The sequence below is a fragment of the Streptomyces sp. NPDC093089 genome (genome assembly GCF_044754405.1).
Lineage (GTDB): Bacteria > Actinomycetota > Actinomycetes > Streptomycetales > Streptomycetaceae > Streptomyces.
The window spans coordinates 304,742-327,280 of sequence record NZ_JBIVPA010000010.1 but is presented as its reverse complement, the minus strand read 5'-3'; the positions used below and the strand labels follow the sequence as shown (position 1 = coordinate 327,280).

Genomic DNA, 22,539 nt, shown 5'->3' with positions numbered 1-22,539 from the left:
CGCTGACCCCCACGACGGGAGCGGGGCGGGAGGACGACTCCCGCCCCGCTCCCGTCGCCCCCGATCAGGTCAGCCAGCCCCGCTCCCGTCGGCCCCGGTCAGGTCAGCCAGCCCCGCTGCACCGCGCGTACCCCCGCCTCGAAACGGCTCCGCGCACCCAGCCGCTCCATCAGCGTCGTCGCGTGCCGGCGGGCGGTGCGGTGGGAGACGGCCAGCCGCTTCGCGATGGCCTCGTCCGTGTAGCCGAGGGCGAGCAGCTTCAGCGTCGTCTCCTCTGTGTCCGTCAGGCCCCGCTCGTCCCGCTTGGCCTCCGAGCCGAGCGGCCTGGCCTTCTCCCAGACGGACTCGAAGAGGGCGCAGAGCGCGGCGAGCGTCCCCTGACCGGTGAGGACCACGGCGCCGGCCGCGGAGTCGTCGCTGACCGGCATGACGGCCGTCGACCGGTCGGTGATGATCATCCGTACCGGCAGGGTCGGCACCGTGCGGGCCTGCCGCCCCAGCCCCGCCAGCCACTCCGCGTACTCCATGGTGTGCGGGCTGTTGCGCACGCTGTCCAGGTACACGGTGCGCATCCGGACGCCCCGTTCGAGCAGGGCCTGGTCTAGGGGGCGGGACGCCTCCAGGTTGTCCGGGGTCTGCTCGCCGTCCGGGGCGAAGATCATCACCTCCTCCCGGACCTCCCGATGGAGCAGGGACAGCCGGTCGCGGATCGCGTCGAGGCCCGTCAGGTGCTCCACTCCGGGCTCCGGCGAGCCGGGGCGCAGGTCCGCGTACTCCGAGATCAGCTGGGCGGCGGCGGCCCGGCTGGCCTCCACCCGCTGCTGCTGGGCCAGCAGCTCGACCTGCTGGCGGGCGAGCAGCAGCTCCATGCCGACGTCCGGACTCACCGCCCGGATCGTCCCCGGGCTGTCGTACGAGGGCCGGGCGAGGCCCAGTTCGCTCAGCCGGTCGAGGGCGCTGCGCACCCTCTCCTCCGGCAGTCGCAACCGCGCGCCGATCGCGGCGACGCCGTCCGCGGGGTGCGCGAGCATGCCCCGGTAGACCGATTCCGAATCCTGGTCGAGTCCCAACAGCGTGGACAACGTAGAGGCCCCCCTCTCGATGATCTTGCCTTCGCATACTCGCACGTCCGTGCGGATCGGGAGGGGGAGTCGATCGATGAGGCCTCTTCCGGCCACGGCTCGAAGGGTCCAGGGCGGGCCGCTGGGTTTCCGGCCCCGCACCGGACAGGCTGGACTTCATGTACTTGATTCACGCCCGACTCCAGCCTCCCGGAGCCCAGTTGCTACCCGAGGACGCCGCGGTCCGGGCGCTCGCCCTCGCCCTCCCCGAGGAGCGCGTCGAGCACGTCAGCGCCCACCCGGACGCCCTCCCCCTGCCCGTGCTCGGCGTCTTCCTGCTGGCCGGCTCTCTGGCGGAGGCCGAGTCCGGGACGGCGGCGCTCTGCCTGCGCCTCCTTGAGTGCCACCCGGCCCTCGCGGGATGGCGCCTGCGCACCGCGGAGGCCCCTCTCCTGGCCCCATTGGGACACGGCCTCTTGGGGCCAGCCGGCAACCCTTCAACCGGCCTCCGCTGACGGCCAGAGTGGAGATCGCCGGAAGGACGCCACCGCGGGGCGCCCCACCGGTACGGAACTCCTCACTCCTGCAACGGACTTAGCCGTCCCGCATCCGAAAGGCCCACCGACATGACCAGCCTCCGCACCCTCAAGGCCGCCGCGGCCCTCGCCACCGTCACCACCGCCCTCCTGCTCGCCACGACGACTGCCGTGAGTGCCGCCGAGCTCGTCGAGCCCGCCGGGCTCCGGGGCGTGGTCACCGTCGTGGCCGACGCGGACCTCGGCGCGAACACCGGCACCGGCAAGGACGACTTCGGCTGGCAGTGAGCCGCCCGCGAGGGCGCGGTCAGTCCGTGGCGATGGCGTCGAGCCGGGCCCGCGGTCAGTCCGTGGCGATGGCGTCGAGCTGGGCCCGCAGATACCCGTGCGACTTGATCCCGTGGATCGTCGTCCCCGGCGTGCACTCGTAGAAGTACACCAGCGACATCAGCTCCTCGGTGGGCGCGTCGGCCGGCGGCGGCAGCACCCGATGGCGCCCCGACCGCCACCGCCCACCGGTCCAACCCGCCATCAGGTCACCGATGTTGACCGTGAACGCGGCCGGGTCGAACGGCGCGTCCTGCCACCCTCCGGCTTCCGTGAACACCTGGAGCCCGCCCTTCCCCGCCTCCCGGTCCAGCACGGTCACCGTCCCGAAGTCCGTGTGCGGCCCGATCCGGAACTGACCCGGCTCAGGCTCGCCCGTCCGCTCCCGCCCCGGGTACCAGTTGATGTTGAAGCCGAACGTCGGGTGCCCCGTGTGACGCGTGAAGAAGTCCCGCTCCTCGCCCAGCGCCTCCCCGAGTACGTCGAGCACCCGGTCCGACAGCGCCTTCATCTCCGCCAGATACCGCTCCACCAGCGGCTTCAGCTCCGGTACCTCCGCGGGCCAGGTGTTCGGCAGGAACCACTCCGCGTCCACCGCCGCGTCCCCCGTCGGCTCCTCCGCCGCGAACGACAGCGACTCCTTCAGGTCCGGCGGCGTCTCCGTCCCCTCCGCGTACCCGTTCGCCTCCGCGCCCGGCCCCAGCCACCCCCGCCCGCCGACCCGCACGGCGTACGGCTCCTTCACCGCGGCCGGCAGATGGAAGAAACGGCGCGCGACCGCCCGGATCTCCGCCCGCAGTCCCGGATCCACCCCGTGCCCCGTCACCAGCAGGAACCCCGCCTCCCGCAGGGCCCGGTCGACCGCCGGCAGCTGCGGAGCCGGGTCGCGCGACAGATCGATCGTGGGCAGGCTCGCCTCACTCATCGCCGATGTCCTCGTTCCACAGCGCGGGCTCCCGCTCGATGAACTCCCGCATCAGCTCTACGCATTCGGGATCGTCCAGCACCACGACCTCGACCCCGTGCTCCACCAGCCACCCGTGCCCGCCGTGGAACGTCTCCGCCTCCCCGACGACCACCCGCGAGATCCCGAACTGCCGCACCAGCCCCGAGCAGTACCAGCACGGCGACAGCGTCGTCACCATCGTCGTCCCCCGGTACGAGCGCTGCCGCCCGGCCGCCCGGAACGCCGCGGTCTCCCCGTGCGCCGACGGGTCCCCGTCCTGCACCCGCCGGTTGTGCCCCCGCCCCAGCAGTGTGCCGTCCGCGCCGTACAGCGCCGCCCCGATCGGAATCCCACCCTCGGCGCGGCCGGTGCGGGCCTCGTCGAGCGCGGTGGCCAGCCACCGCCGTGCCAGTTCCTCGTCCATGCGGGGAGCCTTCCCCGGCGGGGTGTCGGGATCACCCGGGGTGCGTCGGGCGGGCTCCCCGGCGGCGGGCATGACGTAGGAGCCCTTGCCCGGCACGGTGTAGATCAGACCGTTCCCGGCGAGCTCGCGCATGGCCCGACGGGCGGTCAGCACGGCGATGCCGTACTCCTCGGCGAGGCGAGCCGGTGTGGGAACCATGCGGTCGGGGGCGTACTCCCCGGTCGCGATCTTCGCTGCGATCACGTCGGCCAACTGCTTGTACAGCGGGCGTCCCGACTTCGGGTCAAGGCTCATGGGTCAACACTAGGTAGTCGTACTAATACACGTTTGGATGGATCTAGCTATGTAGCGCTATAGCACTGTGTAGCGCGCACTAGGGTGACCCGCATGGAAGACCCCGGCGAGGTGGCTAGACCTCCCGGGGCATGGCCACCAACTCATAAGGGAGTTGATGACGTGCGGAACCCTATCGCGCGCGCACTGGGTCGGGCCTGGATCCCGCTCCTCCTCTGGCTTCTCATGCTCACCCTGCCCCCCACCGGCCGTCACCGGCCCCGCCCCCGTCCGACGGCCCCACCCGCCGCCGCCCCGCGCCGGCACCGCGCACCCACCCGCCGTTCCCCGTACGCCCGGGAGCAGGTGATGCCCCTGGACGGCTCCCGCTCGCCCCTGGTGCGCCCGTACCTCTCCGGCCCGGGCGCCCGCTCGGCCCAGCGCAAACGCCGCCGCACCCTCTGGCTCGCCACCGTCGGCCTCGACGTCGACCACCGCGACATCCACGCGGGGAGCGCCCGATGAGCCGCTGCGGGGCGCGCCGGTCCGTGCTCGACGTGGCCGAGGTCGTACGCCCGGTGTGGGGCGGCTCGGTCTGCGTGCTCGCCGTGTCGCACGACGGCCCGCACCGCGACCGCGCGGGCGACGGTTGGTGGGTGACGCCCGAGATCGCGGACGCGGTGACCGTCTCCCTGCTGGCCCGCGCCCTCACGGACCCGCCCGAGCCGGAGTTCCGATCCCCGCGCTGCGTCGTCGGCCGCCACGACCGCTGCCGCGACCACGCGCCGCGCGACAGCGGAGTACCGGGGGTCCGCTACCTGGTGTGCGGGTGTCCGTGCCACGGCCTTCAGGCGGCCGCGTCGGCCTCCTCGTAGGGGAAGAGGGCGAGGGGGGTGGGGCCCTGGAAGAAGGTCTTGGCGCGGATGAGGGCCTGTTCGTCGGAGTGGATGTCGCCGGGGCGGGAGGCGGTGCCCTTGAGGACGCCGCCGAAGTGCATGCGGAGGTAGGCGGCGGAGTGGCTGAGGGAGGTGACGAGGCCGTCGGCGACCTCGTGTTCGTCGTGGGCCATGGCGGTGACGCCCCAGAGGGTGCGGCCGGCCATGCGGGCCTTGAAGTCGGAGCCGGGGACGTTGAGCCAGCCGGACCAGTGGTCGAGGTAGCGCTTGGTCTGGGCGGAGAGGCTGTACCAGTAGAGGGGGGAGACGATGACGACGTCGGTGGCGTCGAGGGTGGCCTGACGGAGCAGTTCCTCGGTCTCGTGGGGCTGCCGGCCGGGGGCATCGTGGCGGCCGTCCTGGAAGTCGGGCAGGGCCAGTTCGTTCAGGTCCACCCAGCGCTGCGGGACGTCCGGGGGGAGGTGGGCGGCGGCGGCGCGGGCGAGGAGCTCGGAGTTGCCGTCGGCGCGGGAGCTGCCGAGGACGAAGAGGAACGAGCGGTCCGGGCGGTCCTGATGGCCCGGGCGGTGCGGGGTGTCCTGCGTCATGTCTGATGCTCCGGTGTCGTCGGGTACCCGGTGCCAACTCCCGCCTTCCCGGGGGTATTCCGGGGCCCGTCGGCCGCGCCGATCGGGTACCCGGTGGCTCCCATCGGCTCTGGCGATCGGGTACCCGACGGCTCCCATCGGTTCTGCCGATCGGGCCCATCGGGAGGACTCCCCAGTGGCTCGTGGACCGGGTGCGGGGCCCGCTCGTAGCGTCGGTGGCATGAGAAACGAGACCAGGGGAACCGTCGAACTGACCCTCGCCATGGTGCTGTCGGGCACCCTCGGCGTCTTCGTCGTCGAGTCGGGGGCGTCGCCCTTCGAGGTGGTGTTCTTCCGGTGCCTCTTCGGGGCGCTGGCGCTGGGCGCGTACAGCCTGGCGCGGGGGTTCTTCACCGGGCACGGGTTCACGGCGCGGAAGCTGGGCATGGCGGCGCTCGGCGGGGTGTTCATCGTCTTCAACTGGGTGTTCCTGTTCGAGGCGTACGAGGCCAGCTCGATCTCGCTCGCGACCGTCGTCTACCACACGCAGCCGTTCTTCCTGGTGGTGCTGGGGGCGGTGTTCATGAGGGAGCGGATCCCGGCCGGGAAGCTGGGGTGGCTGGTCGTCGCCTTCGTGGGGCTGGTGCTGGTGTCCGGGGTGCGGCCGGGGGACACGGCGTCGCTCAAGGGGATCGGGTTCGCGCTCGCGGCGGCGGTGCTGTACGCGCTGTCGACGTTCGTGACGAAGCGGATCACCGGGGTGCGGCCGCATCTGATCGCGCTGGTGCAGGTGCTCGTGGGGATGCCGCTGCTGCTGCCGTTCACGGACTTCGGCGCGGTGGCGGGGCTCGGGGCCGGGTGGGCGTGGCTGGTGGGCCTGGGGCTCATCCACACGGGTCTGATGTACGTGCTGATGTACGCGGCCTACGCCAAGCTGCCGACCGCGAAGATCGCGGTGCTCGCCTTCACCTACCCGGCGGTCGCGATGGGGGTCGACTGGGCGGTGTACGGGCACCACATCGGGCTGGTGCAGGCGCTCGGGGTCCCGCTGATCGTGCTGGCGAGCCTGAGGGTCACGCTGGCGGGGTCTGCTCGGACACGAGGCGGCGCGCCTGCTCGACGAACAGGCGGACGTGCGGGGGAAGCCGCTTCCCCCGTCGCCACGCGAGCTGCGTGAAGAGGGTGAAGGGGGCCTGCCAGGCCAGCGGGACCAGGGCGCCGGAGGCGATCTCCCCGGCGACGGTCACCCGGGGGAGGAGGGCGATGCCGAGGCCGGCGGCGACGCCGCGCTTGGTCGCCTCGATGGTGCCGAACTCCATGAAGGGCGGCGCCCACTCCCGGAGCTCCCGCTCGAAGAGGTCGCGGTAGGGGCAGCCGGGCTCGGTGCCGACGAGCTGGGCGCCGGCGAGGTCCTCGCTCGTCAGGGCCGTACGGCCGACCAGGGGGTGGCCCGGGCCCGCGACGAGGACGAGGGGCTCGGGGGCGAGGACCTCGGACTCCAGGCCCTCGTGCTCGGTGTCGGGCTCCATGAGGAAGCCGACGTCGTAGGTGCCCTGGCGGAGGGCCTGACGGGTCTCGTCGCCGAGGGTGGGGCGGAGGGTCAGCCGGACCCCGGGGTAGCGGTGGTGGAAGTACTCCAGGAGCGGCGGCAGCCGGTAGGAGGTGAGGGATTCCATGGTGCCGACGGCGATCGGCCCGGAGGGTTCACCGGTGGCCGCGACGGCGGTACGGGCCTCCTCCGCGAGGTCCGCCATGCGGCGGGCGTACGGGAGGAGCCGCTCACCGGCCTCGGTGAGGCGGATGCGGCTGCCGAGCCGCTCGAAGAGCTCCACGCCGAGGGACGACTCCAGGGAGCGGATCTGGCCGGTGACGCTGGACTGGGCGTAGCCCAGGTCGGCGGCGGCCCGCGTGAAGGAGAGGACGTCGGCGACCTTCTCGAAGGTGGCCAGGAGCCGCAGCTCCATCAGCGCGCCGTCCTCTCGGTCCGTCCGTGGTGCCGGGGTGCCATCAGCCGTCCGCGTCCTCGCCGCGCTCGCGCTTCTTCAGCTCCTCCTCGCGGCGGCGGAGGTCGGCCTCCCAGTCCTTGAGGACGGACTCGTCCTTCTTGTTCTCCTCGCGGAGGGACTTCAGGAAGTCGGGGTTGTCGTCGGGGGCGACCCACTCCTGGCGGTGGTTGCGGTGCCACTCGGAGGGCGTACGGCCGCCGGCGGGGGCGCGGCGCATCTTGCCGGCGGCGAACCAGACGATGGGCCCGACGATCCAGAAGAGCAGGATGATGATGACCCAGACGACCTTCGGCAGGTGCTTGGCCTCGTCCTCGGGGGTGTTGAGGCAGTCGATGAAGGCGTAGATCGTCAGTGCCAGCGGCAGGATGTACATCAGTGCCCTGAGCATGTGGGACAGCCCCCTGGAAGCAGTGGCGGGGCGCGTTGCGGCGGCCCCGGTGACGAGTCAAGCCTAGCCCGTGGCGGATACTGGCCCCTATGGCTTACGACGATCTCCGCTCGCTGCTCAGGGCCCTGGAGCGCGAAGGCGACCTCAAGCGCATCAAGGCCGAAGTCGACCCGTACCTGGAGGTCGGGGAGATCGTGGACCGCGTGAACAAGGCGGGAGGCCCGGCGCTCCTCTTCGAGAACGTCAAGGGCTCCGCCATGCCGCTCGCGATGAACGTCTTCGGGACGGACCGGCGGCTGCTCAAGGCGCTCGGCCTCAAGTCGTACGGCGAGATCAGCGAGAAGATCGGCGGGCTGCTCAAGCCCGAGCTCCCGCACGGTTTCGTCGGCGTCCGCGAGGCCTTCGGGAAGCTCGGCTCGATGGTCCACGTGCCGCCGAAGAAGGTGAAGTCCGAGGCGGCCCCCGTGCAGGAGGTCGTGCTCACCGGCGACGACGTCGACCTCGACAAGCTGCCGGCCCTCTTCACCTGGCCGAAGGACGGCGGATCCTTCTTCAACCTGGGCCTCACCCACACCAAGCACCCCGAGACCGGCGTGCGGAACCTGGGGCTCTACCGGCTCCAGCGGCACGACAAGCGCACCATCGGCATGCACTGGCAGATCCACAAGGACAGCCGGAACCACTACGCGGTGGCCGCGGCGAAGGGCGAGCGGCTGCCGGTCGCCATCGCCTTCGGCTGCCCGCCGGCCGTCACGTACGCCTCGACGGCCCCGCTGCCGGGCGACATCGACGAGTACCTGTTCGCCGGCTTCGTGCAGGGCAAGCGGATCGAGATGGTCGACTGCAAGACCGTCCCGCTCCAGGTCCCGGCCCACGCCGAGGTCGTCGTCGAGGGCTGGCTGGAGCCCGGCGAGATGCTGCCGGAGGGCCCCTTCGGCGACCACACCGGCTTCTACACGCCGCAGGAGCCGTTCCCCGCGCTGAAGATCGACTGCATCACGATGCGGAAGCGCCCGCTGCTCCAGTCGATCGTCGTCGGCCGGCCGCCGACCGAGGACGGGCCGCTGGGGCGGGCCACGGAGCGGTTCTTCCTGCCCCTGCTCAAGATCATCGTGCCGGACATCGTCGACTACCACCTGCCGGAGTCGGGCGGCTTCCACAACTGCGCGATCGTCTCGATCGACAAGAAGTACCCGAAGCACGCCCAGAAGGTCATGCACGCCATCTGGGGCGCCCACATGATGTCGCTGACCAAGCTGATCATCGTCGTCGACAAGGACTGCGACGTCCACGACCTCCACGAGGTCTCCTGGCGGGCCCTCGGCAACACCGACTACGCCCGCGACCTCACCGTCGTCGAAGGGCCCGTCGACCACCTCGACCACGCCTCCTACCAGCAGTTCTGGGGCGGCAAGGCCGGCATCGACGCCACCAAGAAGCTCCCCGAGGAGGGCTACACCCGCGACGGCGGCTGGCCCGACATGGTCGAGTCCGACCCGGCGACGGCGGCCCTGGTGGACCGCCGCTGGAAGGAGTACGGGCTGTGACCACGGCTGCCGTACCGGGTGCGCAGCCGGGGCGCACCAAGGCGTTCCTGCGGCTCGTGATGATCGAGCACTCGGTGTTCGCGCTGCCCTTCGCGTACATCGCCTCGCTCACCGCGATGTTCCAGCTCGACCGGAACATCCACTGGTGGACGCTGTTCCTGGTGACGGTGTGCATGGTGGGGCTGCGGACGTTCGCGATGGCCTGCAACCGGATCATCGACCGGGAGATCGACGCGCGGAACCCGCGGACGGCCAACCGCGAGCTGGTGACGGGCGCGGTGTCCGTGCGGTCGGCGTGGGTCGGGGCCGGGATCGCCGTCGTGGTGTTCCTGGGGGCGGCCGCGCTCCTCAATCCGCTGTGCCTGGCGCTGGCGCCGCTCGCGGTGATCCCGATGGTCGTCTACCCGTACGGCAAGCGGTTCACGAACTTCCCGCACGCGATCCTCGGCCTCGCGCAGGCGATCGGGCCGATCGGGGCGTGGCTGGCGGTGACCGGTGAGTGGTCCTGGGACGCGGTGATCCTGGGGCTCGCGGTGGGCGTGTGGATCGGCGGGTTCGACCTGATCTTCGCCTGCCAGGACGTGCAGGCGGACCGGGCGCACGGCGTGATGTCCGTGCCGGCGCGGTTCGGCGTGCCGGCGGCGCTGTGGGGCGCCCGTGCGTCGGCGGTCGTGACGACGGGCCTGCTCGTCTGGTACGCGCTGGCCACCGACGCCGGAACGTTCTTCTGGATCGGCCTCGTGATCGTGGTGGCGGCCTTCGGGTACGAGCACTCGATCGTGAAGCCGCACGACCTGTCGCGGCTCAACCGGGCGTTCTTCACGACGAACGGCTTCATCGGGATCAGCCTGTTCGTGTGCGCGCTGCTCGACCTGCTCGTGCGGGGCCTCTCGCTCTGACGACGACGGACCCCTTTCGCCCCCGGCCGCCCCTCAGGCGCCGGGGGCGAATCCGTCCAGGAGGGCGTCGAGGCCGGCGGCCAGGCCGGCCGGGCCGCCGTGGCGGGCCAGGACCGGGGCGGCGTCGCGGAGGCGGGGGAGCTCGCGCGCCGGCATGCGGTGCAGGCCGAGGCGGAACGCCGGGTCGGGCTCGTCGGGGTTGTCGACCATCGCGCGCAGGTCGCCCAGGACGTAGCCGAGGACCCAGCCGGTGACGGCCCGGAAGGCCGTGACGGTGGCTTCCTCGTCGAGGCCCGCCCGGCCGAGCAGGGTCAGGATGCGCTCGTGGCCCCGGAGCACGGGGAGCGGGCGGCGGGCGAGCGGGACCGCCAGCATGCGGGTGGCCAGGAGCGGGGCCACGTGGGGGTGGGCGAAGACGACCCCGTAGGTCTCGGCGGCGATCCGGTGGAGCTCGTCCCGCCATCCGGGTGCCTCGGGCGAGGCTGCGAGCCGTTCCTCCAGTTCCGTGTAGAGGGCCTCGACCAGGCCGTCGAGCAGGGCGTCCTTGCCCGCCGCGTACCGGTACAGCGCCATGGCCTCCACACCGAGCTCGGCGCCGGTCCGGCGCATGCTCAGGGCGGACAGCCCCTCCCGGTCGACCAGCTCCAGGGCGGTGGCGAGCACGCGCTCCCGGCTCAGCCGGCCGTAGCGGCCGTGGTCGCCGGCGCGGCGGGCCGGTGCCCGGCGCCCCCGCGCGGGGTCCTTCTCGATCGGCATGTGCCCGCCTCCGCCGTGCCGTCCCGGTGGGAGGCGTGCCCGCCCCCGCCGGGCGACCGCCTCGCCTTGACCGCTGAACATCCAGGGATAAAGTGTACATATACGTCGTAAACGTACGGTGCTGTCGGCAAGGTGAAACCCGCCGGGCACCACGTCCGGCGGACGGCCTCCGCAGCACGGCACGACCGTGCACCGATTCGATCCGGAGCCCCATCATGACCACGTACCCGACCCTGCCGCAGAGCACCGGCTCACAGCCCGACGACCACCCCATCCGCCGCTCCACCGACCCGCCCCCGCACCCGATGCGGCGCGCCGAGGACCGGGCGCCCACCCGGCTCGCGGTGAGCCTGGTCGTCCCCGCGCTCAACGAGGCGCGCAACATCCCCTGGGTGTTCGAACAGATCCCGGACTGCGTCGGCGAGGTCCTCCTCATCGACGGCGACTCCCACGACGCCACCGTCCGCGTCGCGACCCAGATCCTGCCCACGGTCCGCAGCATCCCGCAGAGCGGCAAGGGCAAGGGCAACGCCCTGCGCACCGGCTTCCTCGCGGCGCGCGGCGAGTACATCGTGATGATGGACGCCGACGGCAGCATGTCCCCCGCCGAGATCCCGCACTTCGTGCACTTCCTGGAGAACGGGTACGACTTCGTCAAGGGCTCCCGCTTCGTCGAAGGCGGCGGCTCCCTCGACATCACCCGCTTCCGCCGGCTCGGCAACCACGCCCTGCTCGCCCTCGTGAACCGGCTCTACGACGCCACGCTCACCGACCTCTGCTACGGCTTCTGCGCCTTCCGCCGCACCTTCCTCGACCAGCTCGACCTCCACGCCACCGGCTTCGAGATCGAGACCGAGATGATCGTGCACGCCCTGCGCTCCGGACTCCGGATCGCCGAGGTCCCGAGCCTCGAACTCCCCCGGCGCAACGGACGCTCCAACCTGCACGCGATCTCCGACGGGCGGCGAGTGCTCCGCACCCTCCTGTCCGAGCGACCCGGCGCGATGGCGCCGCCCGCCCCGCAGGAGCGGAGCACGCCGTGACCCCCGCCCCGCCCGGGCTGTCCGTCCCGATGCCCGTCGTGGACATCGACCTCGCCGCACCGGGTGCCTTCCGGCGCCCCGGAGGCCGGGTACGGATCGGACCCTCGGGCCGCGCACTGGGCCTCGTACGCCTGCACGGCCGCCCGCTCGGGATGGCCGAGGCGTCCGGACACGGCCCCGGGGAACTGTGGCAGGCGCTCGCGGACGCGGCCCTGCGGGACTTCCCCGCCGCGCCCGCCGCGCCGGAGGCCCCGGGCGCCGGAGGTCTTTCCGCGGCCGCTTCGGGCCAGGGCGCCGGAGGTCCTTCCGCCGCCGTCACGGCACCGGGCCCGCGCTCCCGTTCCGCCGTCGCCCCGCCCCCGGAGATCAGCGTGATCATCGCGACGCGGAACCGCGCCGCGATGCTCAGGGACTGCCTGGACTCGCTGCTCGCGCTCGCGTACCCGCGGTTCGAGGTCATCGTGGTGGACAACGCCCCGGCGGACGGATCCACCGAGGAGCTGATCCGGCGGGAGTACGGTCCGCTCCGCGACCGCGACCGCGACCGCGACCGCGACCGTGACGGGGTCGGGGCCGGAGACTGGGCCGTGGCCGGCGACGGAGACCGGGCCGTGGCCAGGACCGGGGCCGGACGGAAGCGGCGGCCCGTCGTCCGCTACCTGCGCGAGCCGGTGCCCGGCCTCGCCCGCGCGCACAACCGGGGACTGGCCGCCGCCCGGGGCCCCATCGCCGCCTTCACGGACGACGACACGCTCGTCGACCCCGGGTGGCTGACCGCGCTCGCCGCACCGTTCCTGGCCGACGCCCGGACCGGCTGCGTCACCGGCCTCATCGTCCCCGCCGAGCTGGACACCGAGGCGCAGGTCGCGCTGGAGAGGCACGGCGCGTTCGCGAAGGGGTACGCCCCGCGGACCTGGTCGCTGTGCGCCCCGCCCACGGACCCGCTGTTCCCGTTCACGGCCGGCCGGTTCGGGTCCGGCGCGAACATGGCCTTCCGCACGGACCTGCTGCGCGGGCTCGGCGGTTTCGACCCCGCCACCGGCGCCGGCACCCCCGCGCACGGCGGCGACGACCTGCTCTCGTTCTTCCGGGTGCTCGCCCGGGGCCACTCCCTCGCCTACGAGCCCGCCGCGATCGTCTGGCACCGCCACCGCCGCACCCCCGAGGCGCTCGAAGCACAGGCGTTCGGCTACGGCGCGGGCTTCGGCGCCTACCTCGCCGGAGCGCTCGTCCACGAACCGCGCATGCTGCCCGCGCTCCTGCGACGGCTGCCCGGCGGCGTGCGGTACGCGCTGGCCAGGAGCCGCGAACGGGCGGCCGGGCTCGACACCGGGCGTGGCGTCGGTCTCGACACCGGCCTCGACACCGGGCCGGGTGCCGGGCACGGCACCGGACGTGGTGCCGAGCCCGGCACCGGGCGTGGCACCGGGGCGGGTGCGGGACCTGCCGCCGGTGCGGACGCGGGGGCCGGATCCGGGGCCGGATCGGCTGCGGGAGCCGGTGCGGTCGCCGGGGCTGGTACGGCGACGGAGGTCGCCTCGTCCCGGATCGCCCGGCTGGAGCTGCGCGGCCTGCTGTACGGGCCGTTCGGCTACCTGCGCAGCCGGCGCGAGGAGCGGCGGCTGCGCCGAGGGGCCGGACAGGGCCGGAGCGCCCGGGCCGCCCCCTGGCCCGTCGGCTCCGACGGTCGCGCCCGCGTGGGGCGGGCCGACGGTGTCCGTGCCCACCCCGAATCACGGAGGCGGGGCGGAGCACGATGACCGGGCAGCCGTCACGACAGGGACCCGTGGTGTCCGCGTTCCGCATCACCCGCACCGCACAAGCCCCGCGCCACGCGCGGACGTCGCAGGCGGTCGGAGGCCGCGCGCCGGCCCCTGGCGCGCCGGCCTCCGGCGAGCCTGTCCCCGGAGCATCCGTCCCTGACGCGCCCGCCTCCAGCGCGGCGTCCTCCCGCCCGTCCGCCCCCGACGTACCCGCCCCCGGCGGCCAGGCCCCTGCCGCGCCCGCCCCCGAAGGCCGACGTTCGTTCGGGTCGGTGGTGCGGGCCGGGGCTCGGGCGGTGCTTTCCCGGGATCCGCTCCTGCGCAACGGGCATCTGCTCGCGGTGAGTTCGCTGGTGAGTGCCGGGCTGGGGTCCTTCTTCTGGGTCATCGCAGCGCGCTGGTACGACGACGAGGTGGTGGGCGTCAGTTATTCGGCGCTGTCCGTGACGCTGCTGCTCGCGGGAATCGGGCAGCTCAACCTGTCCGACTTCCTGGTCCGGTTCGTGCCCTCGGCCGGGCACCACACCCGTCGGATGATCCTCACCTGCTACGCGGTGAGCACGAGCGTCAGCGCGCTCGCCGCGCTGGGGTTCCTGCTGCTGGTGCCGGTGGTCGCCCCCGAACTGGACTTCCTGCTGACGCCGGTGACCGCCGCCGGCTTCGTCGCGACCACCGCCGCGTACGCGGTGTTCGTGATGCAGGACGGCGCGCTGACGGCGGTGCGTCGGCCCGGATGGGTGGTCGCCGAGAACGTGGTCTTCGCCTGCGTGAAGATCGGCCTGCTCGGCCTGGGCGCGGCACTGGCACTGCAGTCCGGCATCCTGCTGTCCTGGGCGGGAGCGCTCGCGGTGTCGCTCCTCCTCACCAACTTCGTGCTGCTGCGCAGGGCCGTGCCGCAGCACGTGCGGTCGTCGACGGTCGCGGAGCGCCCGGCCGGGGCGCTGCGGTACGCGTCGGCCGACTACCTCGGCTCGCTGTTCCGGATGGCCGCGTACACGCTGGTCCCGCTGATGGTCCTGAACGCGCTGGGGGCGGAGCAGAGCGCGTACTTCTCGCTGGCGTGGATCGTCGGGTACGTGCTGTACCTGGTGACCCGCAACCTGGGCAGCTCGCTGGTCGTGGAGGCCGTGCGGAGCCCAGGGCAGCTGGTCGAGCACGGGGTGAAGGTGCTGCGGCACACGGCGCTGCTGCTCGGGTCCGCGGTCGTCCTCGTCGTGGCGCTCGCCCCGCAGATCCTCTCCGTCTTCGGGGAGGAGTACGCCGAGCACGGGACCATGCTGCTGCGGCTGCTCGCCCTGTCGGCGCTGCCGAACATCGTCGTCAGCATCGCCATCGACCTGTCGCGGGCCCGCCGGCGGCTGCGCCGGGCGGTGGGCCTGCAGATCGCCATGTGCGTCCTCGTGCTCGGGCTGACCAAGCTGCTGCTGCCGGTCATGGGGATCACCGGGGCCGGTGTCGCCTGGCTGGTGACCACGTCCCTGCTCGCCGCACCGCTGCTGATCCGGCGTTCCCACTGGCTCACGGCAGCCCCCGGGAGGTCCTCGTGAACACCCTGCCGAGCGTGACCGTCGTGGTCTGCGCCTACACCCTCGACCGGTGGGACGACCTGACGGCGGCGATCGGGTCGCTGCTCGCCCAGCGGCACCCCGTGGACGAGATCGTCCTCGTCGTCGACCACTGCCCCGAGCTGTACGAGCGGGCGTCCGCCGCCTTCACCGGGGTGCGGGTCCTCGCGAACACCGGCCGCCAGGGCCTGTCGGACGGCCGCAACACCGGTGTCGAGGCCGCCCGTTGCGAGGTCGTCGCCTTCCTCGACGACGACGCGGCCGCCGCACCGGACTGGTCCGAGGGGCTCCTCGCCCGGTACGCCGACCCCGACGTCGCGGGCGTCGGCGGCCTGGTCCGGCCGTGGTGGGCCACCCGGCGGCCGGAGTGGTTCCCGCCCGAGTTCGACTGGGTGGTCGGCTGCTCGTACCGGGGCCTGCCCCGGCGCCTCGCGCCCGTACGGAACTTCATCGGCGCCAACATGTCCTTCCGGCGCGCCGAGGTCGTCGCCGCCGGAGGCTTCCGCGCCGACCTGGGCCGCGTCGGCACCCGGCCGCTGGGCTGCGAGGAGACCGAGCTCTGCCTGCGCATCGCGGCCCGCCGCCCCGGCTCCGTCCTGCTCCACGAGCCCGCCGCGGCCGTCCGCCACCGGGTGCCCGCCGCCCGCGCCACCTGGGCGTACTTCGTCTCCCGCTGCTACGCGGAAGGACTCTCCAAGGCGCAGGTCGCCCGGCTCGGCGGCACCCGGGCCGCCCTCGCCAGCGAACGCGCCTACCTCCGCTCGACCGTCCCGCGGGCCTTCGGCCGCGCCCTGCGGCCCGGCCGTCCGGCCGGGCTGCGCACGGCCGGCGCTCTCGTCGGCGGCGTCGGTGCCACCGTCGCCGGCTACGCGGTGGGCCGCGCCCGCCGCCCCGCTCCCGCCCCCCGGCCGGCCGGGGCACCGACGGCGCGCACCGCGGTGCCCCGGCCGGCCGCGGCGGGCCGGGGGCGGCCGTGAACACGGCGCCGGGGGGCCGGACGAGGAGTGACGGGGAGGGTCGTCCGACCGCCGTGTCGGGCGGCCCGGGGGGACGGGCGGCCGCCGTGCCGGGCGGCCGGGAGGGGCCCGTGGCCGCCGTGCCGCGGCTTCGGAAGGGGGTGGTGGCCGCGGGGCCCGCCGGGCTGGACGGGTCCCTGGCAGCCGTGCCGGTGTTCCTGTACCACTCGGTGGCGGTCGATCCGCCGCCGTGGATCGCGCCGTTCACGGTGAGCCCGCGGACGTTCGCGGAGCATCTGGCCCTGATCGCCGACAGCGGTCTGCGGGTCGTGCCGCTGCGGGCGCTGGTGGCCGCGCAGCGGGGTGGCGCGCCGCTGCCCGAGCGGGCGGCGGTGCTGACGTTCGACGACGGGTTCGCGGACTTCCGGGCGACCGTGCTGCCGCTGCTCGCCCGGTGGGGGATGCCGGCGACGCTGTACGTCACCACCGGTGGTCTGGCCGGTGGTGGTGCGGGCGGGCCGTTCCCGCCGGGGTCGCGGATGCTGAGCCGGGCCCAGCTCGCGGAACTCGACGAGGCCGGGGTGGAGATCGGCGGGCACACCCGGACGCACCCGCAGCTCGACGTCCTGAGGGCCGGCCGGATGCGCGAGGAAGTGGCGGGTTGCGGGCGGGAGTTGGAGGACGTCCTGGGGCACCGGGTGACGGCCTTCGCGTACCCGCACGGGTACTCCAGTCGCGCGGTGCGCGCGCAGGTGCGCGCGGCCGGGTGGACGTCGTCGGCGGCGGTGCGCGACGCGTTCAGTTCGGCGGGTGACGATCCGTGGCGCATCGCCCGCCTGATGGTGCGGGCCGACACGGGCCGGGAGCGCTTCCGGGAGTGGATGCGGGGTGCCGGGGCGCAGGTCGCGCCGTTCCCCGAGGGGGTCAGGACCCGGGGCTGGCGGGCGTACCGCCGGACGAGGGAGCGGCTGCACGTGCCGTACAGGGCGCTGCCCTGATGCCGGACGCGCCTCGGCCACCCTGACGTCGGACGTGCGGCATCCGGAAGCCTCCTGACGCACCCTCACTTCTGCCAGACCCGCACCCAGTCCACGCGCATGCGGGCCCGGTCGACGTCGTCGGGCGGTTCCTTCGGTACGCCGACGGCCAGGTTGATCATCACTTCCATGGGGACGTCCGGGATCCGCTCGGTCCCGGTCACGCGGAAGCGCTCGACGCCGTCGACGTACCAGACGAGGGCGTCGGGCTCCCAGAGGAGGCCGAACACGTGGAAGCGTCCGGAGAAGTCGGAGGGGCCGTACGTGCCGCGCTGGCGGGCCCGCTCGCCGCCGGGCTCGCGCCAGTGGACGTACATGCTGACCCGGGTCGTGGAGTCGAGGAACTCCATGATGTCGATCTCCGGCGGGGTGTAGCGGGAGGCGGGCATCATCCAGAACGCGGGGAACATGCCCGCTTCGGCCGGGATGCGGATCGAGGCCTCGAAGTACCCGTAGGTGAAGGTCCGGCGGGGTTCGCCGTACCAGTCGTCGCGTCCGGTGGAGATCATGCCGGACCGCCACGGATAGGTCTCGTCGTCGCTGCCGCGCGTGTCGCGGCGGCGGGCGGTGAGGGTGAGCTCGCCGTCGTCGACGGAGACCTGGCTCGGCAGGTACCACTGGGACTCGTTGTTGCTGCTGATGGTGCAGCCGTCCTTGTTCCAGTCGTAGCAGGTGGCCCAGAGGTCCGTGTCCAGACGCGAACCGTCGAACTCGTCGTCGAGGACGAGCCGCCACGGTCCGGGGGTCGCGGGGCCGGAGACGGCGGCGGCGGGCGCCGGCGGCGGCGGTTCGTCGCCGCCGGCCGGGCCGCCGCAGGCGGCGAGCGCGAGGAGCGCGGCGGCCGGCGCCAGCGCCGCCGACCGCCCGCGGAACCGGGGCGCGCCGCCTCGGGTCACCGCGGCCCGCCCGCGACCGATCCCGCGACCCGGCGGGCGGCGAAGTCCGTACCGCAGACGAAGCGCAGGACGGGGCCGAACGTGGGGGCCGCGGCCAGGCTGGTGAAGTACAGGCCGGGTACGGACGACTCGAGGCCCGGCGACAGCTCCGGCGCGCCGCCGGGCAGGGTCCGGACCGCCTGCCGCAGGGTCGGCTCCAGGAGGGAGAGCCGGTCCACGTCCACCCGGTAGCCGGTGGCCGTGAGGATGTGGTCGGTGTCCACGAGCTCCGTCCCGCCGGCCGTGTCGGCGACCTCCAGCCGGATCGTTCCGTCGCCGTTCTCCTGCCGTGCCGAGGCCACCCGGTGCCCGCACATCACGGGGAATCGGCCGTCCACCCGGTCCCGCAGCCACCAGGCGCCCGACGGGCCGAGCACGGTCCGCAGGAAGTGGTTGCGCACCGGGAGCGGCAGCCTGCGGTAGGCGCCCGCACCGCGGCTGACGGCGGCGTGGGACCAGCCGGGGCCCAGCGGGGAGGCCGGTTTGAGCAGCCGGGTCGCCCGGGAGCGGGACGAGGGCCGGTCCGCCTCCGGGGGCACGCCGAACAGGAGGGACCCGGTGCGGGCGATGACCGTGGGATGGGCGCCCGCCTCGTGCAGCAGCGCGGCGCTCTCCAGCGCGGACTGGCCCGCGCCGACGACCGCGACCCGGCGGCCGGCGAAGGGGGAGAGGTCGGCGTGGTCGCAGGGGTGGGACGCGAGGCCCGCCGGGAAGAGCGGGGCGAGGCCGGGCGGCCGGTACGCGTACGGCACGAGGCCGCTGGCGATCACCACGGAGCCCGCGGTGATCTCCTCGCCGGAGTCCAGGGTGACGCCGAACCCGCCGTCCGCGGCCCGCACGTCGCGCACGGCCGTCTGCTCGACCTCCGGCACCCGGTGCTCCTGGAACCAGTCGCCGTACGCGATGAACTCGTCGACCGGGATCGGGTAGGTGTCGCCCACCGGCCGTCTGCCGCGGGCGGTGCGGAAGTCCGCGAACCGGTGGCCACCGTCGGGGGTGGAGATCGACGAGGCCGTCGGGACGGACTTGAGGAACATGCCGTCGGGCATGTGCGTCCGCCAGCTCTCCATCGGTTCGCCGAAGACGCGGGCCGTCACGCCGGCGGCTCGCAGCCAGGTGGCGGTGGAGAGCCCGTACGGACCCGCTCCGACGACCACTACGGGAAGCCGACCGCGGCCGGTACTGCCAGGCTCCGGGGCCATCACGCACCTCCTCTCCCCCCGCTTCCCCCTCCACCAGATTGCACCTCGTCGTCCGGTTCCCGCGCGCCGTGGCGGCGGGGCAGGAGCGCGAGGACGGATGTCAGCACGGCGAGCACGAGCAGGCCCCGGGTGGCGGTGAAGACGCCGCCGAGGAAGAGCACCACGGCCACGAGCGTGGCCATCGCGAGGCCGAGCGCCAGGCTGAGCAGGGCGGCCTCCAGGACCGCCAACCGGGGCATGCCGCGCGCGGTGGCCGGCCGCAGCGCGAGGACGGCCGCGAGGCCGGGGCAGACCAGCAGGAACACGGTCACGGTCGCCACCCGCAGCGGCGCCGCCTCCGGCAGCAGGGTGGCGAGCAGTGCGAGCCATCCCGAGGCGGCGAGTCCCAGGCGGGGGAGCGCCGGGACCGCGGTCACGGGGTGCCTCCGTCGGGTGGCGGGGTCACGTAGCGGTAGACCACGGCGTGCTCGTCGGCGTAGACGCGGGTGAAGCCCGGCGCGTTCGCCATCGCGGCCTGCATCCGCGCGGAGATGTCGGCGGGCAGCGTCCCGGAGAGGTAGTTGTTCATGTCCTGGGCCCGGCTGAGCACGATGTACGCCGGCCGCTGCTCGGTGGAGCCGTACAGGAACGCGGTCACCCCGGCCAGCGGGTGCCGCACGAGGCGTTCGGTGTCCTTCGTGCTCTGGTGGGCCAGTTGGATCCTGCGGTGCTCCTCGTAGTTCAGGTCGAGGCCGGGGACGTCCGAGGTGAGCGTGACGATCGTCGCGCCCGGTGGGGCGTGGTCGGTCACGTAGCGCGCGGCGGCGACCTCGTCGGCCGTGAACCGGTTCACCGCCTCCTTGCCGTAGTAGCCGAAGACCAGGCCGCCGAGCAGGGCCAGGAACACGGGGTACACGAAGAGCGGGCGCCAGGCGTGCTGCCGGGCCCCGGACGGCAGCAGCAGGGCTGCCACCAGGAACGCGACGGCGGGCAGGGCGAAGAGGTAGGCCCGGAAGAGCATCTCGCCGCCGTAGGCGTTCGCGGCGAGCAGCGGGATCGGCGCCACGGCGAGCAGGGGCAGTCCGGTGCGCCGGGTCCAGGGGCGGACGACGAACGCCGCCACGGCCAGCACGATGACCGCGGCGGACAGCCCGCGGTCGACCCAGGACAACAGGATCTGCCCCGGAGCCGCGTTGCCCGTCGAGGCGAGTCCCGAGGCGAGGTTCTCGTCCGGCTGGACGAGCGACCGCACGAGGTTCGTGATGTGGACGGAGATGTACGACCGGGCCACGGTGGTGTCCCAGAGGGCGGTGAGGACGACCGCGGCGGCGAGGACCGGCAGGGCGGCCCGCCGGTTGCGGCGCGGCAGCGACAGCGCGACGAGCGCGCTGATCAGCATCAGCGGGGTGAGCGGGTGGGAGACCACGATCGCGGCCACCAGCACCACGACGCCCGCGAGGAGCGCGGGCGGCCAGCCCTTCCGCCGGCGCGGATCGGGGCGGGGCAGCGCCGACGTCGGCAGCTGCCGGAACAGCACGGCGATCACGGTCATGAAGAGCAGGAAGGCGAAGGTCTGCGGCGCGAAGTAGTCCTGTCCGACCCAGGAGCAGACGTAGAACGTCCAGACCGCGCCCCAGGCGAGCCGCCGGTCGCGGGTCACCGACCGGTACAGCAGCAGGAGCGGGGCGAGCAGCAGGGCATTGGCGAACGCCGGTGCCCAGGCGGCGTAGCCGACGGCGGAGTCCAGCCCGGTGGCCCGCAGGAACAGGGCGTTGAGCTGGAAGAACCCCGGCCAGTCGTTGTAGATGGAGAACTTGTCGGCGTTCGGCACCTCGCCGCCGTGCCGCAGCATCGCGTCGATGACCGCCAGGTGCTTCCACGCCCAGGAGTAGCGCAGGGTCGGGTACAGCAGCGTGGGCGTGGCGTGCAGCAGGGCGATCAGCCCGAACACGTAGCCGGTCAGCCAGGCACTGTGGGTGCGGCGGTCGCTCAGGGCGAGGCAGAAGCCGAGGGTGAGCAGGGCGGCGGCGATCCAGAACAGCGGGGGCAGGACCTGGAGGAGTCCGAGGTCGCCCATGCGGTCGAGGGGGACCGCGCGCAGCGAGAGCAGCCAGAGGACGAGCGAGAGGGGGAGCGCCGCGCGGACGGACCAGTGGCGCACGGTGGCGCCGCGGGCGGGCGCGGGGGCGGGGGGTGCCGCGGAGGACGCCCGGTCCCGCCCGGCCGTGCGGGACCCCACGCGGGTGGCGGCGGGGTCCGCGGGGCCTTCCCGCGCGCCCGTCATGGTGTTTCCGCGCTGCGCGCGGCCTCCCGCAGGACCGGGGCGACCGAGACGCCCAGCCAGCGGCGGCTGCGGCCGAAGTGCCGGGTCTTGCGGAGGTTCCCCGACACGTGCCAGAGCCAGGTCAGCAGCGGCAGCGTCGCCGGGTCGCCGCCGCCGTCCGGGTCGACGCCGTGGGCGGACAGCAGCGCGCGGTCGGCCTCGGGGAGCCGGCCGCGGCGCAGGGCCTCGGCGACCTGCCGTCCCATCGGGGGGCCGCCGAGGGCCTCGCGGGTCGCGAGGACGAAGGTGCACGCGTCGATCTCGGCCGGGCCGTCGGGGCGGGCGTTGCCCCAGTCGAAGACGCCGGTGATCCGGGTGCGGTCCTCGTCGAGCAGGAGGTTGCCGATGTGGAAGTCGCCGTGCGTCCAGCCCCGCGTCAGGGTGGCGGTGGCGAGGGCCCCGTCGAGCCGCCGCCGCAGCGGGTCGAGGGCCGTGGGACCGGCGCCCGGCAGGCCCCGGCCGATCTCGGCGGCCAGGACGGCCAGCTGCTCGTGCGCCCAGTCGGCGGCGTGGTCCGCGGCGGTCTCCCGGCGGCCCGTCGCGTCCCGCAGGGCGGCGAGCAGGCGGAGGGCGGCGGTCACGGTACGGCGCAGGTCACGGGGCCGCTCGGGGAGGAGCGGCCCGGCGGGGACGCCGGGGAGCCGGGTCTGCACGAGGGGCCGGCGGGGCGGCCCGGCGTCCGGTCGGCTGCCGACGGTGGCGGGCAGGAGCGGCCGCCACGGGGCGAGGCGCCGGTCGGCCGCGAGGTCGCGCAGGTGGTCCCACTCCAGGGCGAGGGCCTCGGAAGCCCCTTCGGCCCTGGGGTACTTGACCACGACTCCGGTGCCCGCCCAATCCACCGCGAAGACCAGCAGGTTCGTGTGGGAGACGGTGCGCCGCGGCATCACGGTCACTTCGCAGGGTCCCGCCCGACGCACCATGCCGTGCGCCGCGGTCCGGTCGGCCAGTGCTCCCAGGGGCCGTGGCGTACTGAGCGGGAGTGCGTTCCCCAAGGCGGACATATCGCTACCAACTCTAGAACACCCCATGTTTTCCTGCTCTATGGGACAATGAGGAGGGCGCCTGGGGCGTCGGCCCGCACCTCCCTACGGGACGCGGGCGAAGGGAGAAC

24 protein-coding genes and 1 pseudogene are annotated in these 22,539 nt (G+C 73.8%); 12 read left to right on the top strand and 13 right to left on the bottom strand.

The genetic code is table 11. The features are described 5' to 3' along the window. Positions 1 to 98 precede the first annotated feature (98 nt). The gene (locus tag ACIQFX_RS24880; protein WP_402467234.1) at positions 99 to 1,082 is read right to left on the bottom strand and encodes a LuxR C-terminal-related transcriptional regulator; all 984 of its coding nucleotides are present in this window, start codon (positions 1,080 to 1,082) and stop codon (positions 99 to 101) included. A 158-nt stretch (positions 1,083 to 1,240) separates the two neighbouring features. On the opposite strand from ACIQFX_RS24880, the gene ACIQFX_RS24875 reads away from it, so the two are divergent. Then, positions 1,241 to 1,576 (top strand): hypothetical protein, encoded by a 336-nt coding sequence (locus tag ACIQFX_RS24875; RefSeq protein ID WP_402467231.1) that lies wholly within the window; start codon positions 1,241 to 1,243, stop codon positions 1,574 to 1,576. A gap of 111 nt (positions 1,577 to 1,687) precedes the next feature. Next, on the top strand, positions 1,688 to 1,885 hold the full coding sequence (locus ACIQFX_RS24870) for a hypothetical protein (RefSeq protein ID WP_402467228.1): 198 nt from the start codon (positions 1,688 to 1,690) through the stop codon (positions 1,883 to 1,885). 55 nt (positions 1,886 to 1,940) lie between these two features. On the opposite strand, the gene ACIQFX_RS24865 is transcribed toward ACIQFX_RS24870, so the two are convergent. The 3 genes and pseudogenes from ACIQFX_RS24865 to ACIQFX_RS24855 form a co-directional block, all read right to left on the bottom strand. Then, positions 1,941 to 2,849: an isopenicillin N synthase family dioxygenase gene (locus ACIQFX_RS24865; RefSeq protein WP_402467225.1), complete on the bottom strand. Its 909-nt coding sequence runs from the start codon at positions 2,847 to 2,849 to the stop codon at positions 1,941 to 1,943. Further along, entirely contained in the window at positions 2,842 to 3,294 is a 453-nt protein-coding gene (locus tag ACIQFX_RS24860; protein WP_402467428.1) for a nucleoside deaminase, read from the bottom strand. The genes ACIQFX_RS24865 and ACIQFX_RS24860 overlap by 8 nt, the downstream gene beginning before the upstream one ends. A gap of 84 nt (positions 3,295 to 3,378) precedes the next feature. Then, positions 3,379 to 3,588 (bottom strand): annotated as a pseudogene (locus tag ACIQFX_RS24855) (GntR family transcriptional regulator); the annotation flags it as partial. Positions 3,589 to 3,750: 162 nt separating this feature from the next. Here ACIQFX_RS24855 and ACIQFX_RS24850 point away from each other — a divergent pair. Then, positions 3,751 to 4,092 (top strand): hypothetical protein, encoded by a 342-nt coding sequence (locus ACIQFX_RS24850; protein ID WP_402467222.1) that lies wholly within the window; start codon positions 3,751 to 3,753, stop codon positions 4,090 to 4,092. Continuing rightward, entirely contained in the window at positions 4,089 to 4,442 is a 354-nt protein-coding gene (locus ACIQFX_RS24845) for a hypothetical protein (RefSeq protein ID WP_402467219.1), read from the top strand. The genes ACIQFX_RS24850 and ACIQFX_RS24845 overlap by 4 nt, the downstream gene beginning before the upstream one ends. Here ACIQFX_RS24845 and ACIQFX_RS24840 read toward each other — a convergent pair. After that, on the bottom strand, positions 4,415 to 5,050 hold the full coding sequence (locus ACIQFX_RS24840; protein WP_402467215.1) for a flavodoxin family protein: 636 nt from the start codon (positions 5,048 to 5,050) through the stop codon (positions 4,415 to 4,417). The genes ACIQFX_RS24845 and ACIQFX_RS24840 overlap by 28 nt on opposite strands. Positions 5,051 to 5,270: 220 nt before the next feature. Here ACIQFX_RS24840 and ACIQFX_RS24835 point away from each other — a divergent pair, with 220 nt between their 5' ends. Beyond that, the gene (locus ACIQFX_RS24835) at positions 5,271 to 6,206 is read left to right on the top strand and encodes a DMT family transporter (protein WP_402467213.1); all 936 of its coding nucleotides are present in this window, start codon (positions 5,271 to 5,273) and stop codon (positions 6,204 to 6,206) included. Here the strand turns inward: ACIQFX_RS24835 and ACIQFX_RS24830 are convergent. Both ACIQFX_RS24830 and ACIQFX_RS24825 read right to left on the bottom strand, forming a co-directional pair. Then, positions 6,103 to 6,993 carry a LysR family transcriptional regulator gene (locus ACIQFX_RS24830; protein WP_402467210.1) on the bottom strand — a complete coding sequence of 297 codons (891 nt, stop codon included), beginning with the start codon at positions 6,991 to 6,993 and terminating at the stop codon, positions 6,103 to 6,105. The two genes, ACIQFX_RS24835 and ACIQFX_RS24830, sit on opposite strands and share 104 nt — an antisense overlap. A gap of 43 nt (positions 6,994 to 7,036) precedes the next feature. After that, positions 7,037 to 7,423, bottom strand: a complete 387-nt coding sequence (locus ACIQFX_RS24825) for a PLD nuclease N-terminal domain-containing protein (RefSeq protein WP_402467208.1) — start codon at positions 7,421 to 7,423, stop codon at positions 7,037 to 7,039. Between the two features lie 89 nt (positions 7,424 to 7,512). Here ACIQFX_RS24825 and ACIQFX_RS24820 point away from each other — a divergent pair, with 89 nt between their 5' ends. Both ACIQFX_RS24820 and mqnP read left to right on the top strand, forming a co-directional pair. Continuing rightward, positions 7,513 to 8,970, top strand: a complete 1,458-nt coding sequence (locus tag ACIQFX_RS24820; RefSeq protein ID WP_402467206.1) for a menaquinone biosynthesis decarboxylase — start codon at positions 7,513 to 7,515, stop codon at positions 8,968 to 8,970. Next, positions 8,967 to 9,869: a menaquinone biosynthesis prenyltransferase MqnP gene (gene mqnP, locus ACIQFX_RS24815; protein ID WP_402467204.1), complete on the top strand. Its 903-nt coding sequence runs from the start codon at positions 8,967 to 8,969 to the stop codon at positions 9,867 to 9,869. The genes ACIQFX_RS24820 and mqnP overlap by 4 nt, the downstream gene beginning before the upstream one ends. A 33-nt stretch (positions 9,870 to 9,902) precedes the next feature. Here the strand turns inward: mqnP and ACIQFX_RS24810 are convergent, their stop codons facing one another. Continuing rightward, on the bottom strand, positions 9,903 to 10,625 hold the full coding sequence (locus ACIQFX_RS24810; RefSeq protein ID WP_402467202.1) for a TetR/AcrR family transcriptional regulator: 723 nt from the start codon (positions 10,623 to 10,625) through the stop codon (positions 9,903 to 9,905). 215 nt (positions 10,626 to 10,840) lie between these two features. Here ACIQFX_RS24810 and ACIQFX_RS24805 point away from each other — a divergent pair, with 215 nt between their 5' ends. The 5 genes from ACIQFX_RS24805 to ACIQFX_RS24785 all read left to right on the top strand — a co-directional run bounded on the left by ACIQFX_RS24805 (position 10,841) and on the right by ACIQFX_RS24785 (position 16,950). Continuing rightward, entirely contained in the window at positions 10,841 to 11,668 is an 828-nt protein-coding gene (locus ACIQFX_RS24805; protein WP_402467199.1) for a glycosyltransferase family 2 protein, read from the top strand. Then, entirely contained in the window at positions 11,665 to 13,428 is a 1,764-nt protein-coding gene (locus tag ACIQFX_RS24800) for a glycosyltransferase (protein WP_402467197.1), read from the top strand. Before ACIQFX_RS24805 ends, ACIQFX_RS24800 begins: the two co-directional genes overlap by 4 nt. A 299-nt stretch (positions 13,429 to 13,727) precedes the next feature. Further along, entirely contained in the window at positions 13,728 to 14,978 is a 1,251-nt protein-coding gene (locus tag ACIQFX_RS24795) for a lipopolysaccharide biosynthesis protein (RefSeq protein ID WP_402467194.1), read from the top strand. Continuing rightward, positions 14,975 to 15,973 (top strand): glycosyltransferase family 2 protein, encoded by a 999-nt coding sequence (locus ACIQFX_RS24790; RefSeq protein WP_402467192.1) that lies wholly within the window; start codon positions 14,975 to 14,977, stop codon positions 15,971 to 15,973. The genes ACIQFX_RS24795 and ACIQFX_RS24790 overlap by 4 nt, the downstream gene beginning before the upstream one ends. A 110-nt stretch (positions 15,974 to 16,083) precedes the next feature. After that, entirely contained in the window at positions 16,084 to 16,950 is an 867-nt protein-coding gene (locus tag ACIQFX_RS24785) for a polysaccharide deacetylase family protein (RefSeq protein WP_402467190.1), read from the top strand. 65 nt (positions 16,951 to 17,015) lie between these two features. On the opposite strand, the gene ACIQFX_RS24780 is transcribed toward ACIQFX_RS24785, so the two are convergent. The 5 genes from ACIQFX_RS24780 to ACIQFX_RS24760 are packed head-to-tail and all read right to left on the bottom strand — an operon-like array spanning position 17,016 to position 22,312. Further along, positions 17,016 to 17,885, bottom strand: coding sequence for a family 16 glycosylhydrolase (locus ACIQFX_RS24780; protein WP_402467188.1), 870 nt, complete (start codon positions 17,883 to 17,885; stop codon positions 17,016 to 17,018). After that, entirely contained in the window at positions 17,882 to 19,126 is a 1,245-nt protein-coding gene (locus ACIQFX_RS24775; RefSeq protein WP_402467186.1) for an FAD-dependent oxidoreductase, read from the bottom strand. Before ACIQFX_RS24775 ends, ACIQFX_RS24780 begins: the two co-directional genes overlap by 4 nt. Then, on the bottom strand, positions 19,126 to 19,542 hold the full coding sequence (locus ACIQFX_RS24770; RefSeq protein WP_402467183.1) for a hypothetical protein: 417 nt from the start codon (positions 19,540 to 19,542) through the stop codon (positions 19,126 to 19,128). Before ACIQFX_RS24770 ends, ACIQFX_RS24775 begins: the two co-directional genes overlap by 1 nt. Beyond that, positions 19,539 to 21,389 carry a glycosyltransferase gene (locus ACIQFX_RS24765; RefSeq protein ID WP_402467181.1) on the bottom strand — a complete coding sequence of 617 codons (1,851 nt, stop codon included), beginning with the start codon at positions 21,387 to 21,389 and terminating at the stop codon, positions 19,539 to 19,541. Before ACIQFX_RS24765 ends, ACIQFX_RS24770 begins: the two co-directional genes overlap by 4 nt. Then, positions 21,386 to 22,312 (bottom strand): phosphotransferase family protein, encoded by a 927-nt coding sequence (locus ACIQFX_RS24760; protein WP_402467178.1) that lies wholly within the window; start codon positions 22,310 to 22,312, stop codon positions 21,386 to 21,388. Before ACIQFX_RS24760 ends, ACIQFX_RS24765 begins: the two co-directional genes overlap by 4 nt. Positions 22,313 to 22,539: the final 227 nt, after the last annotated feature.